The 15,576-nt window shown below is 33.2% G+C and carries 23 protein-coding genes and 2 pseudogenes; 21 read left to right on the plus strand and 4 right to left on the minus strand.

The genetic code is table 11. The features are described from left to right. Positions 1-4: 4 nt before the first annotated feature. From O1A01_RS10125 to O1A01_RS10135, 3 genes are read left to right on the plus strand one after another with little or no spacing between them, the layout of a single operon-like run. Positions 5-514, plus strand: a complete 510-nt coding sequence (locus O1A01_RS10125) for a nucleoside deaminase (RefSeq protein ID WP_270066171.1) — start codon at positions 5-7, stop codon at positions 512-514. A 38-nt stretch (positions 515-552) separates the two neighbouring features. Next, positions 553-1,470, plus strand: coding sequence for a Nif3-like dinuclear metal center hexameric protein (locus O1A01_RS10130; RefSeq protein ID WP_270066172.1), 918 nt, complete (start codon positions 553-555; stop codon positions 1,468-1,470). A 48-nt stretch (positions 1,471-1,518) separates the two neighbouring features. After that, positions 1,519-2,025 (plus strand): GNAT family N-acetyltransferase, encoded by a 507-nt coding sequence (locus O1A01_RS10135; protein WP_270066173.1) that lies wholly within the window; start codon positions 1,519-1,521, stop codon positions 2,023-2,025. Between the two features lie 68 nt (positions 2,026-2,093). Here O1A01_RS10135 and O1A01_RS10140 read toward each other — a convergent pair. Beyond that, positions 2,094-2,216 (minus strand): annotated as a pseudogene (locus O1A01_RS10140) (hypothetical protein); the annotation flags it as partial. A gap of 4 nt (positions 2,217-2,220) precedes the next feature. Between O1A01_RS10140 and O1A01_RS10145 the strand changes: the two are divergent. The 7 genes and pseudogenes from O1A01_RS10145 to O1A01_RS10175 form a co-directional block, all read left to right on the plus strand. Beyond that, positions 2,221-2,550 (plus strand): annotated as a pseudogene (locus tag O1A01_RS10145) (TrmB family transcriptional regulator); the annotation flags it as partial. Between the two features lie 116 nt (positions 2,551-2,666). Continuing rightward, positions 2,667-3,224: a hypothetical protein gene (locus O1A01_RS10150; RefSeq protein ID WP_270066174.1), complete on the plus strand. Its 558-nt coding sequence runs from the start codon at positions 2,667-2,669 to the stop codon at positions 3,222-3,224. Positions 3,225-3,328: 104 nt separating this feature from the next. Continuing rightward, positions 3,329-3,574: a hypothetical protein gene (locus tag O1A01_RS10155; protein ID WP_066416975.1), complete on the plus strand. Its 246-nt coding sequence runs from the start codon at positions 3,329-3,331 to the stop codon at positions 3,572-3,574. 56 nt (positions 3,575-3,630) lie between these two features. Next, positions 3,631-3,867, plus strand: a complete 237-nt coding sequence (locus tag O1A01_RS10160) for a CPCC family cysteine-rich protein (RefSeq protein ID WP_235858150.1) — start codon at positions 3,631-3,633, stop codon at positions 3,865-3,867. A gap of 210 nt (positions 3,868-4,077) precedes the next feature. Further along, entirely contained in the window at positions 4,078-4,242 is a 165-nt protein-coding gene (locus O1A01_RS10165) for a hypothetical protein (RefSeq protein ID WP_270066175.1), read from the plus strand. 73 nt (positions 4,243-4,315) lie between these two features. Further along, complete coding sequence (locus tag O1A01_RS10170; protein ID WP_270066176.1) at positions 4,316-4,630, plus strand: hypothetical protein; 315 nt, start codon at positions 4,316-4,318, stop codon at positions 4,628-4,630. Between the two features lie 73 nt (positions 4,631-4,703). Then, positions 4,704-5,117, plus strand: a complete 414-nt coding sequence (locus O1A01_RS10175) for a hypothetical protein (RefSeq protein WP_270066177.1) — start codon at positions 4,704-4,706, stop codon at positions 5,115-5,117. Positions 5,118-5,207: 90 nt separating this feature from the next. Here O1A01_RS10175 and O1A01_RS10180 read toward each other — a convergent pair whose 3' ends face one another. Then, entirely contained in the window at positions 5,208-6,152 is a 945-nt protein-coding gene (locus O1A01_RS10180; RefSeq protein WP_270066178.1) for a DUF2268 domain-containing putative Zn-dependent protease, read from the minus strand. Between the two features lie 13 nt (positions 6,153-6,165). Further along, on the minus strand, positions 6,166-6,360 hold the full coding sequence (locus tag O1A01_RS10185; RefSeq protein ID WP_270066179.1) for a hypothetical protein: 195 nt from the start codon (positions 6,358-6,360) through the stop codon (positions 6,166-6,168). Positions 6,361-6,846: 486 nt separating this feature from the next. Here O1A01_RS10185 and O1A01_RS10190 point away from each other — a divergent pair, with 486 nt between their 5' ends. The 9 genes from O1A01_RS10190 to O1A01_RS10230 all read left to right on the plus strand — a co-directional run bounded on the left by O1A01_RS10190 (position 6,847) and on the right by O1A01_RS10230 (position 13,787). Next, positions 6,847-7,890 carry a serine hydrolase domain-containing protein gene (locus O1A01_RS10190; protein WP_270066180.1) on the plus strand — a complete coding sequence of 348 codons (1,044 nt, stop codon included), beginning with the start codon at positions 6,847-6,849 and terminating at the stop codon, positions 7,888-7,890. 509 nt (positions 7,891-8,399) lie between these two features. After that, positions 8,400-8,882: a hypothetical protein gene (locus O1A01_RS10195; protein ID WP_270066181.1), complete on the plus strand. Its 483-nt coding sequence runs from the start codon at positions 8,400-8,402 to the stop codon at positions 8,880-8,882. A gap of 154 nt (positions 8,883-9,036) precedes the next feature. Beyond that, positions 9,037-10,050 (plus strand): GNAT family N-acetyltransferase, encoded by a 1,014-nt coding sequence (locus O1A01_RS25355; protein ID WP_333482933.1) that lies wholly within the window; start codon positions 9,037-9,039, stop codon positions 10,048-10,050. 38 nt (positions 10,051-10,088) lie between these two features. Continuing rightward, positions 10,089-10,217, plus strand: coding sequence for a hypothetical protein (locus O1A01_RS10205; RefSeq protein WP_270066182.1), 129 nt, complete (start codon positions 10,089-10,091; stop codon positions 10,215-10,217). A gap of 103 nt (positions 10,218-10,320) precedes the next feature. After that, positions 10,321-11,196, plus strand: coding sequence for a GNAT family N-acetyltransferase (locus tag O1A01_RS10210; protein ID WP_270066183.1), 876 nt, complete (start codon positions 10,321-10,323; stop codon positions 11,194-11,196). A 27-nt stretch (positions 11,197-11,223) separates the two neighbouring features. Continuing rightward, on the plus strand, positions 11,224-11,562 hold the full coding sequence (locus O1A01_RS10215; RefSeq protein ID WP_270066184.1) for an ASCH domain-containing protein: 339 nt from the start codon (positions 11,224-11,226) through the stop codon (positions 11,560-11,562). A gap of 49 nt (positions 11,563-11,611) precedes the next feature. Beyond that, positions 11,612-12,073 (plus strand): DUF4362 domain-containing protein, encoded by a 462-nt coding sequence (locus O1A01_RS10220; protein WP_270066185.1) that lies wholly within the window; start codon positions 11,612-11,614, stop codon positions 12,071-12,073. A gap of 293 nt (positions 12,074-12,366) precedes the next feature. After that, complete coding sequence (locus O1A01_RS10225; protein WP_270066186.1) at positions 12,367-12,999, plus strand: CPBP family intramembrane glutamic endopeptidase; 633 nt, start codon at positions 12,367-12,369, stop codon at positions 12,997-12,999. Positions 13,000-13,289: 290 nt separating this feature from the next. Continuing rightward, positions 13,290-13,787 (plus strand): GNAT family N-acetyltransferase, encoded by a 498-nt coding sequence (locus O1A01_RS10230; protein WP_270066187.1) that lies wholly within the window; start codon positions 13,290-13,292, stop codon positions 13,785-13,787. Here the strand turns inward: O1A01_RS10230 and O1A01_RS10235 are convergent. Next, positions 13,767-14,369: a phosphatase PAP2 family protein gene (locus tag O1A01_RS10235; protein ID WP_270066188.1), complete on the minus strand. Its 603-nt coding sequence runs from the start codon at positions 14,367-14,369 to the stop codon at positions 13,767-13,769. The two genes, O1A01_RS10230 and O1A01_RS10235, sit on opposite strands and share 21 nt — an antisense overlap. 177 nt (positions 14,370-14,546) lie before the next feature. On the opposite strand from O1A01_RS10235, the gene O1A01_RS10240 reads away from it, so the two are divergent. Continuing rightward, positions 14,547-15,035 (plus strand): DUF3231 family protein, encoded by a 489-nt coding sequence (locus tag O1A01_RS10240; RefSeq protein WP_270066189.1) that lies wholly within the window; start codon positions 14,547-14,549, stop codon positions 15,033-15,035. Next, the gene (locus O1A01_RS10245; protein ID WP_270066190.1) at positions 15,032-15,550 is read left to right on the plus strand and encodes a DUF3231 family protein; all 519 of its coding nucleotides are present in this window, start codon (positions 15,032-15,034) and stop codon (positions 15,548-15,550) included. Before O1A01_RS10240 ends, O1A01_RS10245 begins: the two co-directional genes overlap by 4 nt. The last annotated feature ends 26 nt before the right edge of the window (positions 15,551-15,576 follow it).

Below are 15,576 nucleotides of genomic sequence, written 5' to 3' on the forward strand. Positions count from 1 at the left end.
AATAATGAGTATTAATAAAGATCGATACTATCTAGAATTGGCGTTAGAAGAAGCAGAACGAGCTTTATCTGAAAATACATATCCAGTAGGAGCAGTAATTGTTGATGAACAGTACAATCTAATTGCAAAAGGGAGAAACCAAGTTTTTCCCAATCAAGATGCCACGTCTCATGCTGAAATTAATGCGATTAGAAATGCTGGTCAAGCGATCTTAAACGCAAAAATTAGTCGGGAAAAGTACACTATTTACACTTCTTTAGAACCTTGTCCGATGTGTACGGGTGGTATTTTGTTTGCACATATTAAAAAAGTTGTTTGGTTGCTAAATGACGATGTAGGATTCGGTGGTTATAAGAAGCTTAAGGAAGCGAATGTATTTGATGAAAGGTTCAATGAAGTGGAAATGGTAGAAGAACCGTTTCACGATTTGAAGCTCAAACAGATGGAGCTTATGAATAAATGGGCTGCTAATCCAAGCAATATTGTTAATATAAGAAAAGCTTTGGAAAAGTAATATTTTGATAAAGGGGCCACTAAAAGGAGATCTAAACTATGGTGTATCTAGATAGAGTTGTTAAAAAATTAGATAAAGAGTTTGATATAAAAGCTTTTGGTAAGGATCCTAGTTTTAGCAGGTTTATTCCAGATGTGTATGACCTAATAAAGTTTAATTGGAAAAGTGAGTTTGAGAAAAATTTTACTGAACTGTTCAATGGGCTAATGTTGAGAGGTGCTTCCGAAATAAACAATGTCTTTTTAGCTGTTTTTCCTACTGACCATGTTCTAGAAAGGTTTATAAAAGAAAGTCAAGAAGGTGATTTATTATTTATGCACCACCCGTTACTCATGGAATGTGGAGATCCATATGGTAAATGGGGAAGAGGATTCATACCGATTAAAGAAGAATTTATAAGAAAAATAAAGGAAAAAAACTTATCTGTTTACACGTGCCATATACCTTTAGATTATCATAAACATTTGGGCACAAGTGTTGCGATTGCAAAAGCATTAAATGCTAAGATTGTTGATGGGTTTTTACCAGACGATACAGGAAATAATCTTGTTCTAATTTGTAAAATCGAAGAGACAAATACTGACGCATTAGAACAACAGTTGAAAGAAATCTTTGAACTACCTTATGTAGATTTTGAAGGGAAACGTTTAAATAATATCAAAAAAATTGCTATCGTTGCTGGTTGTGGTGATAAAGTCGAATGGATGAAAGAAGCAGAAGAAAAAGGTGTGCAAGCGTATATAACGGGTGAAATTCGTTGTCATATTGATAATTATTATGGAAGAATGAAATATGAAAAGATGAAAGATTACGCTAGGGACACCTCGATGTCACTCATTGGTGTATCGCATTCTGCTTCGGAATACCTTGTAAAAAGGACACTTATAAAAGACTGGTTTGAAAGTAATTTTGAACTTAATACTATTTTAATTCCTCAAGAAAAATGGTGGTTATAAAATGATGAGAGTATTTTTAGTACCACATCAAAAAAATATGCGAAGGCAATGTCAGCCCTATCATCGGCACCACAAGTAAAAGATGCATTAGGACTTACGTGCGAGCAAACCTCGCTGAAAGGAACGTTGGATTTTATTGGATTTATTCTCGAACAAGAAATATTAGGGAAACAATATTCAAGAGTTATTCTAAATGAAAATGAAGATGTAATTGGAGTTATCACATTAAAAGATATTAATAAGGCAAACAAAACTTGCCATATTGGTACTTGGATTGGGCATCAATATTGGGGAAAAGGTTATAATGCGTTAGCAAAAGCAGAAATCCTATATACAGCCTTTGCAAAAATGGGATTAGAATATGTTTTTGCAGGTGCTAAGCTATCAAATATTCGATCTCAAAAATCTCAAGCAAAACTACCTTATATTAGGGTTGGCGTTCAGTCTGAATTTCCAGAGGAATATTTAAAGTTAGAGCAACAAGTAAATGCACCGTGTGTTTTGAATGTAATGGAGAAAGATATATTTTTAGAGTGGTATTTGAATAATATGTAATTATTCATCCAAATGACGACAAAAACACCGTTCAGTTATCTGAGCGGTGTAATTTTTTACATTGGATCTTATATTCCAGTTTTAACACCAAACCCTACTAAAATTAACCCAGTAGATTTTTGGAAAACCTTCTGGAATTTGGCGTTGTTTAACAATTTTTTTGCGTAATCAATGACATAAACAAGGGTTAGAAGAGAAATCTCCGCTGACTTTGCGAATGTGTACCATCATTATATGGGACAAGATATTACAGAAGAATATGGTGGCCGTTGGCTTGTTATTAGTGCAGATGATTCCGAAGTAGTAGCCGGTATTGTCTCATTAGGGAAAGATAGTCGCGCAGCATGGACAAGGCATGTAGGGCTAGTCATGCCAATTACGGAATTTGTCATTCATGATTTATATCTTATGGAAATAATGAAGGAACATAGAGAAATTTTAGAAGGAAGTTTCGGGGAAAACCTCGTGAACTTACGCCGTAAATTTTCCATACATCCAGATTTTAAAAAGCATTATGTAAAATAAATGATGTTGAAGAACAAGTATTGCTGAATCTTGTTCTTTTTCTATTTGTATTAAATGCAGAAAATTCGAAACTTATTTATAACGACAACGTATTAATTAAAAGGGAGGGATGTGTAATGAAAAAGAACTATGAAAGAAAGCATTATTTTATTGTAAGTACTATTACTTTAATAGTGTTATCTCCACTAATTATCTGGTTACTTCCTTATACTGTTCAAAGAGTTCTTTTTGATATGAGTAATACAGAATCTGCTTGGATGATAGAAACACCAAGTATTACATATCGATTTTTTATGATAGCTTGGTTGTTTTTATTAATAGGTTCAGTTACAGCATACTTTTATTACAAGCGAAAAATAGCCATCATTTTTAGTTGTACCGTTTTGGCGGCATGTTTTATGTATTTTGGATTGAAACCAATTACAGTCTTAAATTCAGCTGGATTTATTTTTGTGGATTCTCCTTTTGAAGATCAAGTTAAATACAGTTGGGAAGATGTAGAGAAAGTATATTTAATCATAGATGATTCAACTAAAGAGCAAAGCCTTGAATTCCATTATAAAGATAATGAAATATTCATGCTTACTAATAGGAATGATGTACAAAATATGAGGTCTATTCTTATAAATATAAGTAAAACTTACGAATTTCCGTTTACCACGAAAGAAAACTAAGTAATCCTTGAAATCATTCCGGAAGCTTTGGGACGTAATATCGTTTTCATAATAGTAAAAAAATTCCGAACTTTTTACGGACAAACAAAATGGGGGTGAGTGGAATGACAAAGAGAGGAGCCGGGGTTGCTTTTATTGCAATTTCTGCATTTTTAATATCTTCCAAATATATAAGTGCTTCAATCTTCGGTTCGGGAGTTCTTAGTTGGGACAAATCTTTATATGAAGCGATGTTATATTACGTTGGCGACACTTTAAGTAATTTTAGTTTATTAGCTTTTATTATAGGGCTTGCATACATCGTCTGGGGAGAGTTTGAGGACTGGAAGAGCAAAAATAATAATAATTAAGTATTAGAGTGTTTCTCTTCAAGAGGGGAAATGCTTTAATTTTTGTAGAGAAGAGATTGTACTTACTTAGAGATATACTTCAAACAAATACATATGAAATATGTGAAATTTGCTTTTGGGAAGACGATGGATACCAATACAAATATCCTGATGAAACGGGTGCCAACTATGTATCCTTTAGAAAGGCCCAACAAAACTTTCTAAAATTTTGGGCTAAAGGTGAAAGAAGCTTACAATTTGGTAGATCTCCTAATAAATCTGATATAAAAGATCATAATTGGAAACCGTTATAATTCAACAAGCCCTAAATAGGAATGAATGCGAGGTTTCTTGAAGGTTAGTAATCTTAAAGAATTTTGTCTCAGAAGTGACAAACCTAGATGTACGACTAAGAAACTAGTCAATGGACGAGAAATGAATTTTTGCATATTTTGTCGAAACTCTTCCAATTGCTACAATGTTGTTTAATAATTAATTTAAACGAAATAAAGGAGTTTTCTTAAGTGATCCCAATCGAGTTAATTGTGCAAGAACTTAAACGATTGGTGAGTGATTATTATAATTGTGACGATCCAATCCTTAAAGAATCTATTCATTCTGATATCGAGTTACTTAGTAAAGCTTTATTTCTGAGTGATTTGCCAGATGATAGTATGAGTGAATATTAATAGTGTCATTGTTCAATGAAAGTCAACAATCATTTTGTTGGCTTTTTTCAAAAATAAAGAAAGAGGGAGATACATGGATATTAGTATTTCTAGTATAATTCTCAGCACCATTTTGTTAATCCCCTTATATGGTGTATTAATATGGACGTATATAGAACCTGAGGAAAGCTTATTATTCGGAAAAAGATGGATGTACAACGGGGAAATAGAACCGTCTACAAAAGCTATCCGTTATACAAAATTTTCTACGATGACAGTAATGATCGGACTTCCAATAGTCATATTTAGTTTTCTTACAAAAATATACATACTAAGATTAAGTATAGTAGTGTTGTTTGTGGTATTAGTAATCGGAGCTATAAATATACTAAACAAGGAAGACGAGTAACCTCGAACAACGGGAAAGTAATAGCAAATGAAAAGTCGCCTTGTTCCAGCAAATGCTTGAAAGGGGTAATTTTATGAGCAAAAGTATATCAAGTATGATAGTTCTAGCTATTTTTTTTGCTTTAGTATTAGGAGGATGTGCATTTACTAAAAATCCTGTGTTAAAAGGTGGCTATCAAAGTGAACATGTAAATGGCTATGTTGTTCAACTTTCATTTCAACCTATCGATAATAGTTTTATTCAATACATTGATAACAGGGAAGTAGATAAAGGAACGTACGAGCAATTAGACAACGGTGTATATAAAATTAATGGAGATATTCAACAATTTGAAATTACATTAAATAGTGATGATTCCTTTGAAATTATCGTAAAAAAACTAAATGATGGTAAACCAATTACATTGGAAAATATTGATAAAACACCTGTTTACTTTTCTCCAAAATTTGATGATGTAGAAGAGTATAAATCCTTAATTGAAGAATAAACCACTTATCTATCCCGTAACTATGTAAGGACTTTACAATGTAAAGTCCTACCGTTGTTGTTTACTATGCTTAAATAGGAAAATCCAAATCTATCTAAAACGATCCACATAATTACTTTTTTCTAAGATCTCTTCCGGTGATAGTGCTGTCCATTCCTCAATCGTTGCATCGGGATTATTCTCCAAAAAGTCTTGCATTATATTAAATCCAATAGCATAACCGTAAAGTCTCGGAAATCCTCCTCCTCCAAATATCACTTGTTGATTATATTCGTAGTTAGTTGAATCCAATTCTCTCTCAATTTTATTCCAGTTCGCTTCTTCTTGTTGTGGCGATACGGTGAAAATACTTGCCTCTGGATAAAGGATACGTTTAAAACTTTCCGCTCGACCTTCAAATATTAAATAATCTAATAGTGTCATAGGTTCACCTGAATAATGTTCATCTGTCCAAACGCTGTGATGGTATTCGTGTGCCACTGTACCGGCTAAGGTATCTTCTGTATTATAAAATTGTTTGTTATAAAAGATGACGATCTTCCCTGCACCTACATTTAATGCTACACCACCAGCGTTTTGATTGTAGGGAAGGATACAAACTGTAGTATCAGGACCTGGGAGTATGTCAGATGATTTCTTCAATGCTGCTTGCACAACTTCTTCAAGATTGGCATTCATCATTTCATTAACAATTCTTTTTGTGTCGTGTATGTTAGTGGGAGGATTTTGTATGTAGTTGTTCATTAAATCTAGATATTCACCATCTTTAAAACACTTGTCCCAGGATGGGAGAAACACAGTTTCTAAATACAAAAACCGCAAATTTGCATCTTCTATTTCACTCTTTTCAATGTACTCATGGAAATTCTCATATAGCGGGATAATTTCGAAAGTCTGCTGGAAAGTTTCATGGGCAACAGTAAAAACGCCTTCACTTACTTCTACTACTTCTTTTATTCCCGTATCAACAGTTTCCTCGCAAGCTGAAAGCAACAAAACGAACATGAATATCATTACATATTTTACTATTTTCATATCGAACTCCTTGCTAAAATTTTAGTAAGCCCATAATAAGAAAAAATATGCCAAATACCTTTAGTATCGGTACAATGATTTGCCAAGTGTCCAGTGGAGCACCCTTTATTTTTGTTACTATTTTATTTAAGGTAAACCCTAGAACTAAAAGTGAAAGGGAAATGATAAACATTGTTTCTACTGGAATGGAAATAATCAGATAACCCATTTATTCAGCTCCTATATTTTGTCTTAGTAAAAAATTAATAGAATAGGATAATTTTGTCAAGTCATAATGTTTATTATTTTTAAAATATTCAATTCGTAATATTGTAGATTAACAGGCTAATTGTCAAACTACTAAAATAGTATGTGATGACGGGGTTTGGGAAGAAGACCCAGAACATTTCTTTGTTGCATTTTTAATAATTGCACTAACGGTAGCGTTTCTTCATGAAGGAGAAATGCTTTTTTTTGTGGAAGTACTAACTAGCTAGTTCAATAAGGAATTATTAAAATGGAACTTATATCCTTTTCAATCGTATTTAGTTAGTGACATAAAGAGATGGAAGTAGTGGTATGGATTTGAACTTGCTAAATAAGATATAACAGTAAAGTACACATTCAACGAACTTCCGCAACCAGTTCATTTAATAGAACAATAGTTTAAGTTAAAATGTTATTTTAATGAATTACATGGGGGGAGGTTAGCCATATGGAAATTCAAAAACAAAAATTCAAAAAAATTTTCGGAAACGTTACAAAGAAAAAGCTAATACATGAATCTGTTCTTCTCGTAGAAAACTCCAATGGAGATGTTTCATACAGTTTTGGGTACGGGGGTAAGAATGTAGATACGCCATTCTTTATTGCAAGTATCACAAAGCTGTTCACAACCACTTGTATCTTTATTTTGAGGGATCAGGGAAAACTGTCATTGGATGATGAAATAACAAGGTATTTTAAAAAAGACACATTAAGGAACCTTCACGTTTACAAAGGACAAGAGTATTCTAATAGACTTACAATCTCTCACCTTTTGTTTCATACAAGTGGATTGAGGGATGTGATGGAGGAGGGGAGTAATAAGTCGAGAAAACGTGCTATTTATAAGGATGTGCAGATTTATTTCAATGAAACTATAATGAAGACGAAGGAAATAAAACCATACTTTGCACCAGATATGGGAAAAAGAGCTCATTACGCAAATATAAACTTTGAAATCCTCGGAAAAATAATTGAAAAAGTTACTAATTCAACATTGGAAGATGTGTATAGACAATTAATTTTTGATCCTTTAAAACTCAAAAATACTTATCTCCCGAAAGATGAGGAAGATTTTATCCCATATGTTTATTATAAGAACACTGCCTTTTACCGTCCAAAATTACTTAGAAGCATTCGCGCAAGTGGCGGTTGTGTTTCTACTGCTCGTGATTTAATGGTATTTATCAAGGCTTTCTTTAAAGGAAAGTTATTTAATCATACTGTTTTTCATGAACTTAAAGTAAATAACAGGTTGCAGGCTTCTATGCTTCCAATTCATTACGGTGCTGGATATATGAGAGTTCCACTAAATGGTCTTGCAACTCTTTATATGGGGAAAGGTGAGTTAATTGGTCATTCTGGTTCAACAGGTTCATTAGCATTTTACTATCCCGAAAAGGATATGTTTTTTATTGGAGATGTCAATCAAATGCAAAACCCAGCAACACCTGTACGGCTGGTAATGCAACTTGCCATGTCTATGAAAAAATGAAGTGGAAAGGGGAAATATTGTGGATTTAGGATATTGTGATACATCTACTAGTCTATACGGCTGATAAATGCTCTAGGGAAGAAGATGAAGAGACCTAACCGTCTAAAAGAAATAGTTAGATGAAAGAATTAGGTTATAGACCGACTAAAACGTTCGAGCAGACTATTGCTAATCTAGTAGAAATGGCTGTGAGTAAATAAACTTTCGAAAGGGGCTATCGAGAAAAATGCTTAATTGGTGGTACAGAATTAGTTTTATCATTTTAGGATTTTTATCTTTTTTCACTGGAGAAATTGTAACTTTTTTTATGTTATGGTTTATTTTTTTAGGTTTGACTAGTATTAACATAACTTTAAAGAAGATATATGTTCAAAACAATGAAAAGTTAAAACAGGAGTAGAAAGAATAGAATACATATCTTGACCTTAATTTTTAATAGAATTGGAGTAACTTTTAATCCTTAAATCCGTCAAAGGTTAAAAGGGGAGATTAACATTCATAAGAATATATTGCACTTTTCTATTCTTATTATTTTAATATTTATTCCGGGTTGTAATACGCTGCAAGATCACAACAGTGAAGTGATGCCAGAGGACTTTTATTTCAGTCTTACTTATGGAACGTATGGTAAACAAAAAATAGATACTTTTCATGATATTGTAGTGAAAGACCTTGTGGAGGACGGGACCATCGAGGCTAAAATTTCACTCACTTTGGACGAAAAACAAGCAATATATGATGAGATGATGAAGATAGGTGTCATGAATGAGTTGGAACTTGAAAAAGAAGAGGGGTGTGAAACGGAGCCTCCTTCCATTTCTCAGTGGTACATTCAAATGAATGGAGAAACGAAAAGCTTTACCTACATGAGTTTTTGTGATTATACGGAAGATGCTTTGGCATTAGTAAAACTGGAAGACTATATTCATAAAGTAGTATCTTCGAAAGAGGAATATAGGGATTTGCCCGAATCGAACGGGTATTATGAGTGACTCTGTTGAATCTAGAGTAGAGGGATTTTCAATATCAGAACGAGAACAGGCACCAATCTTAGCAGGATTAGTGCCTGTTTTTGTTGAATTAGTATAGAATTAATAATAAATGGGGGATTTGCATTGATGTTTAGTGCAGAAAAGGTTGTTGTACTTGGAACTTTTCGTATGTCTGAACGAACAGCAAAGGGGTTTTGAAGAGAAAGTTATAAAAAACGAAGATTACTTAACAACATTTCGAATTTACTTAACCGCAATGGAAAATTACTTAACAACATTTCGAATTTACTTAACAGCAATGGAAAGTTACTTAACAACTTTTCAAATTTACTTAACCGCAATGGAAAATTACTTAACAACTTTTCGAATTTACTTAACAGCAATAGAAAATTACTTAACAACTTTTCAAATTTACTTAACAGCATTAGAAAATTACTTAACAACTTCGCAAATTTACTTAACCGCAATGGAAAATTACTTAACAACTTCGCAAATATATTTAACAACATCCGTAAATTACTTAACAACCGTTAAAATTGTGAGGTTATTCAACTTAAGTACTTTAATAAAGGAGAGAACAATAATGGAAATAACATCAGTAGTCCTAACCGGAGATAGAGTAAAGATAAAACCTATGGAAATTCATCACGTACAGGAGTTATTTGAGGCGGGTAACAATCCAAGTATATGGCCATACATGTCAATGAATGTTCAATCGATGGAAGATATGAAAGAACTTGTGACGGGAGCGCTTCAAGCGAGAGAGCAAGGAAGTGAATTCCCTTTTGTTATTATCGATAAGGATTCGGGAAAAATTGTGGGAAGTACTCGTTTTCTTAACATCTCTTTACCGAACCGCAACTTGGAAATTGGATGGACTTGGCTGTCTCCAACTGTTTGGCGAACTCGAATTAATACAGAATGCAAATATCTTCTATTGAAACACTGCTTTGAAACACTTGGTACCATTCGTGTTCAAATCAAAACAGACAGTCGAAATGTTAGGTCCCAACAGGCAATTGAGCGGATTGGTGGGGTTAAAGAAGGGGTACATCGAAATCATATGATTATGCATGACGGCTATTTTAGAGACACAGTGTTTTACAGTATAATTGACAAAGAATGGTTGCAAGTGAAGAGCAATTTGGAGAGTATGCTGGAGTTGTAAGTTCATGCAATTAAAAAATAATATTAGGGGGAAAAATCGTGGATTGGTATTGGGTTCTGGCAGCATTCGCCCTTGCTTCAGGAGCGTTTTATACAGCATATGAAGCGGAAAAAAGGTCGAAAACATTAGAAAAAAGAGTGAAAGAATTAGAAGATAAAATCAAGTGATGGTTGTGATAAATGGTGAGTTTCTTCAAGAAGTAGAACCTAAGTTTACCATGAACTGTTGTATTTATAGAGAGCTACGAATCACAAACTGGGGGATTAGGTCATGACAAAAATAGAACTAATGAAAGATTCCGAAGTTGATATTGTTGCTAGTTTCATATCAGAACTGAACAGTATCGAACAATCTCATATTGGATATTGTGGCAAAGATCGGTTAGAAATTGCCCATTCAATTAGAGAAGACATTACAGATGTTACTTATAATAACAGCTTTTTAACTGTATATGATGAGGGCGAATTAATCGGTGTGTTAGGATTTGATGCGGATTTAGAGGGTAATAGTGCTGAATTTTGGGGGCCTTTTATTAAAGAAGACAAGTGGGACATTGCCAACAGCTTATGGAAGAGAATGATGGAGTTACTCCCTGATGAAATAAACGCCATAAGTATGTTTCCAAATAAAAAAAATAAACAAGTTCTTCAGCTTGCGGAAAGCCTTAAATTTAATAAACATAGTGATCAAACGATATTGAATTATAGCCGCAGTAGAATAAATGAACTAGAAGAAATTCCTATGTTAGAACTAGAGGAAAGATATTACACAGAAATGAAACAGCTGCACGATCAATCTTTTCCTAATACTTATTATAGCGGTCAACAAATTATTAGCCGATTAAATGACAATAGGAAGGTTTTCGTAATCGAAAATGACGGTCAATTATCCGGTTATATTTATGTGGAAGCAGAACCAGCCTATGGAGAAGCAAGTATTGAATTTTTTTCTGTTAATGAAAGTGAGAGAGGAAAAGGAATAGGTCAAAAACTATTAACGGTAGCTTTAAAATGGCTTTTCACTTTTGAAAGTATCGAATCTATAAATCTTTGCGTCAATTCAAGCAATCAAACTGCTATAAATCTATATAAAAAAGTTGGATTTCAACAAATACATGAATTATGTTTTTTCACTAAGAGTTTATAGGCAACCAAAATAAGGAGGGAAGTTAGAGTGATACATCAAATGGGTTTATATGGAGAGTATTTTCAATCAATTAAAGAGGGAAAGAAAAAGGTTGAAGTTCGTTTGAATGATGAGAAAAGAAGAAAGTTTAAAGTTGGAGATACGATTGAATTCATAAAGGTTCCTGAACAAGATGAAACGTTACAAGTACAAGTAACGGAATTAAAAATATACGATACGTTTCGAGCGATGTATGAGACTATTCCTTTTGAAGATTTTGATTGTGAAGGCTGGACAATGCAAGAAATGATGGATGGTACATATGAAATATATACCCCAGAGCAAGAAAAAAAATGGGGAGCTTTAGCTATTGCGATAAAATATTAGGGACTAATACAACATTTTTCGAGACTAATCGAAAAAGAGGTGATCACCCTTGAAAACAATAAAGGTTTTTTTCGTTTTATTTTTTGGACTTCTTTTTATATCTGGTTGTACGGGTGAACAAAAGACAACAGATATTTATATGTATCCTGATAATATTTCCCTCCCATATATTAAATTTCCAGAAGATATAGTAGATATGCATGGTGAGCTAGAAAATAAAGAAAGATTCGATGAATTTCTCCTTAATGTAGAACAAGGGAAAGAAGATAGTATCAGAGTGGTTAGATATACAACTGAAGGTGATCCTATACTTTATGAATATGATTTTGATAAAGAAGCAATAAAGGTGAAAATTGACACTAGTCGAGATGGTTTTGGTCAAAAAGAAATTTTTCATACAACTTGTAGTGCCATTAAAGTAGATGAAACTTCAAACAGGACTAGTTACAACGTTAAAGAATGTGTCCCTAAAATAGAAGACAGCACTATTTTAGTTATTGAACATAAGTGATTTTCATAACCCTATGTATAATAAAGGCGATCAGAATGGATCGTCTTTTCAATTCTTAAACTGTTTTTGATATAAAAAAGAACTGTTGTAAAGAAAGGAAAGGACTATTTTTCAAGTTTGAAAAATTAGTAAAAAGTGAATAGGAATTTTATGTTAAAATTGTTATGCTGTTATATTTTTTGGAGTGATGTTAATGCGATCTATCATATCAAAACGTCAATAACTTCCACATTCGTTTAAAACGGAGGTTGCAAAGATTATCACGATTTGTTGTTTTATTTTAAGGGGGAAAAATGGATACATTAAAAGGTAAAAATATTATATATTTCATTTTATTACATTACTTGATATTGGCTTTTGCATTTTGGACACCTTTATTTGAGGGGTTTTATTCAAATATTATCGCATTTGTCCTATTTATTTTTGTCTTAACTCTTTTTAAAGATGTAAGATTAACTATCAGTAAATCCTTTAATCCAACTGTGTTTAAAAAAGGTTCCTTCTATCTAGCATTATTTTTTTGCGTAATATCATTTTACATTGTTGCGGCTATTTACTATGGTAGAGGAATAGACTTAGCTACAACATGGTACTATTTAACTCATCCGCATTACACGGTTCCAGATAGAACATTCTACAAACTATTATTATTTTCTATTGGATTGGTTGTTATTAGACCTATAATGGAAGAAATTATTTACCGTGTTTTAATACAGGGTTACTTACAATCAAAGTTTAATAAATGGATAGCATTATTTGCAACTTCGTTTATTTTTGGGATAATGCATTTCGACAACATGATACACCCTGGTATTCACGGGCTAGTTTATGGTTTTTTGAATATGAAATTCAAATCAATATATCCCTCACTAGTACTACATATGCTTTGGAACCTTTATGCATTATTTTACTTTAATTACATTTAAAAGAATTAAATTTTTGAAAAAATAGTTCAAAGGTTCATGGACAACAACCTCGATGTTCCTATTGATGAGTAGACAAGCCACAAACTTAACGATTTTGTACTAGGGTATTTCATAGCTATGGGAGGGAAAGTAAATGTGGGTATTGATGCTGATTGTTATTATTGGAATAAGTACAATTATTAGTTTGTTAAGAGAGCATTCAAAACAAAATAAGAGAATTATAGAACTACTGGAAGAAAAAAATAAACAATAGTGTTCAACCGATGGATAGGAGAGGGGGTATAGAGAGTATGATTTCTTTTAGAAATGTTCAATCTACAGACTTGGAACAGTTGTTAAAGATTGAGAACGAAGGGTTTTCGAAAGAAGAAGCTGCCACGAGAGAAGCTTTTATGGAGAGGATTCGTTTAATAGCTGATACATTCATTGTCGCAGAAAAGGAAGGGGAAATCATAGGTTATATTAATGGACCTGTCATTAATAAGCCCTACATAACTGATGACCTTTTTGCGAAAATTAAAGCAAATCCGAAAAGAGGAGGATTCCAGAGTGTATTAGGAATAGCTGTTTCCAAGAAGGTTAGGAATCAAGGAATTGCTAAAATGTTGATGGGGAAAATGGGAGAACTGGTAGAAGAATATGAAAGGGAAGGCATCACGTTAACGTGTAAAGGCGAATTAGTTTCTTTCTATGAGAAATTAGGTTTTGTTAACCATGGCATGAGTAAATCACAACATGGGGGAACACAATGGTACAACATGGTTAAGTTAAGAGAGAGTGTGGGGTGATTGTTTCATCCTCGTTCTCTTATAATAGTGTATCGCTAAAAGAGTTATGGCTAAGCCTAAACCGAACCCTCCAAGGAAATCTGTGAAATAATGTGCCTTTTCCACCACGCGACTTATTCCAATTAATATCGATAGCAATATTCCAATTGCATAGATATAATATTTGTGCCTTTTATAACCTCCCACTTCCACAATCATATAGCAAGTGAGTAAATAAAAAATAACAGCATACATCGCATGGCCACTAATAAAACTAAACCCGTCTTGGCCATGCTCGAACGGGGGACGTTCCCGTTTGACAACCGCTTTTATCCACTCCGTTAAAAATAGAGCTCCGCCAACCGTCATGAATACAGTAATACTTGCAAACATTCTTCTTTTCTTCAGTAGAAAAATAATTAAAATAATTGCCCCTGCAGTAATAAAAGCTCCTCTTCCAAGATAATCAAACCAAACTAGCCACTGAAAAGGCTCTAAAATGGGGAACATTTGATTATCCAGCTCCATCACCCAATCCGTTTTGTAATTAAGTAAGCAAAATACAAATAGTGTGATGCCCACGAAAATTCCCAATTGCACCATAACAAAAAATCCTCCACTTTTCATGCCAAAGTTGTTTTAGTTTCTCTCTTTAATTCAATATTCACTCCATTATTATTGTAATTGCCATTAATTTTAGTTTGAGAAACATTCCATTCAGTATTTCTTATTATGATATAGGGAATTATAAGGAAAATGCTATGAGTGGAGTGTGTAAGGATGAGTATGGAAAAACCCAATTTAACTTTAGCTGAAATGGGAAAGCTCTGGGTAACCTATATGGGAAATACGATGGGTAAATGCATCCTTAGTTATTATAGGAGGCATATAGAAGACCCTGATATACAAAGTGTTTTAGAATACGCGTGGACTATTACAAACAACTACATAAAAGAAATAACTCACATTTTCAACGAAGAGAACTTTCCTATCCCGGTTGGTTTTACAGAAGAAGATGTAAATCTTGATGCGCCGAGATTGTTTAAGGATGAGTTTTATCTTTATTATTTGCAATACACTGGAAAAGTTGGAATGAGTATCTATAGTTCGGCAATTTCAGTTGTAACGAGAAAAGATATAAATGAGTTTTATGTTAGATGTCTTCAGGAGACTGTCAAATTGTTGACAATGACAAAAGAAATTTTAACGGCAAAAGGTCTTTTAATGAATGCGCCGGTACCCCTATGCCAGAAGAAGTACAATTTGTGAAAAATAAAAGTTTTTCTAGCGGTGGTATTTTAGGGAAAAAAAGACCACCTCACGCACTAGAGGTGGCCCATATATTCGATAATCTAAATAACGATGTTACTAGTAAGGCGCTTATTATTGGCTTTTATCAAGGTACTCAAGATAAAAAGGTAAAAGAGTTTTTAGAACGTGGTAAAAATATTAATAAAAAGCACATTGAGTTACTTACAAATATATTAAATGACAGTGATTTGCCTGCACCAACTTTAATAGATCATTTAGTTACAGACTCAACGACAAAAGTTTTTTCGGATAAAATAATGTTGGCTCACAAAATAGATATGTTTTCAATGAAAATAAGGTCGTATGGAAAAGGATCATCTCTTAATGGAAGAACAGATATCGGTGCGATTTATGCACGTTGTATAGCGGATGTTTCATTATACATTAAATCTGGAGCGGATATTATGATTCAAAATGATTGGATGGAGCAACCGCCAATGGCACCTAATCGAGAAGACTTAGATTTAGGTTAGTTCAGCCCCTCCTTCTTTTAAAAAGG

Origin of the sequence: Sutcliffiella sp. NC1 (assembly GCF_027594365.1) — a bacterium.
GTDB classification, from domain to species: domain Bacteria; phylum Bacillota; class Bacilli; order Bacillales; family Bacillaceae_I; genus Sutcliffiella; species Sutcliffiella cohnii.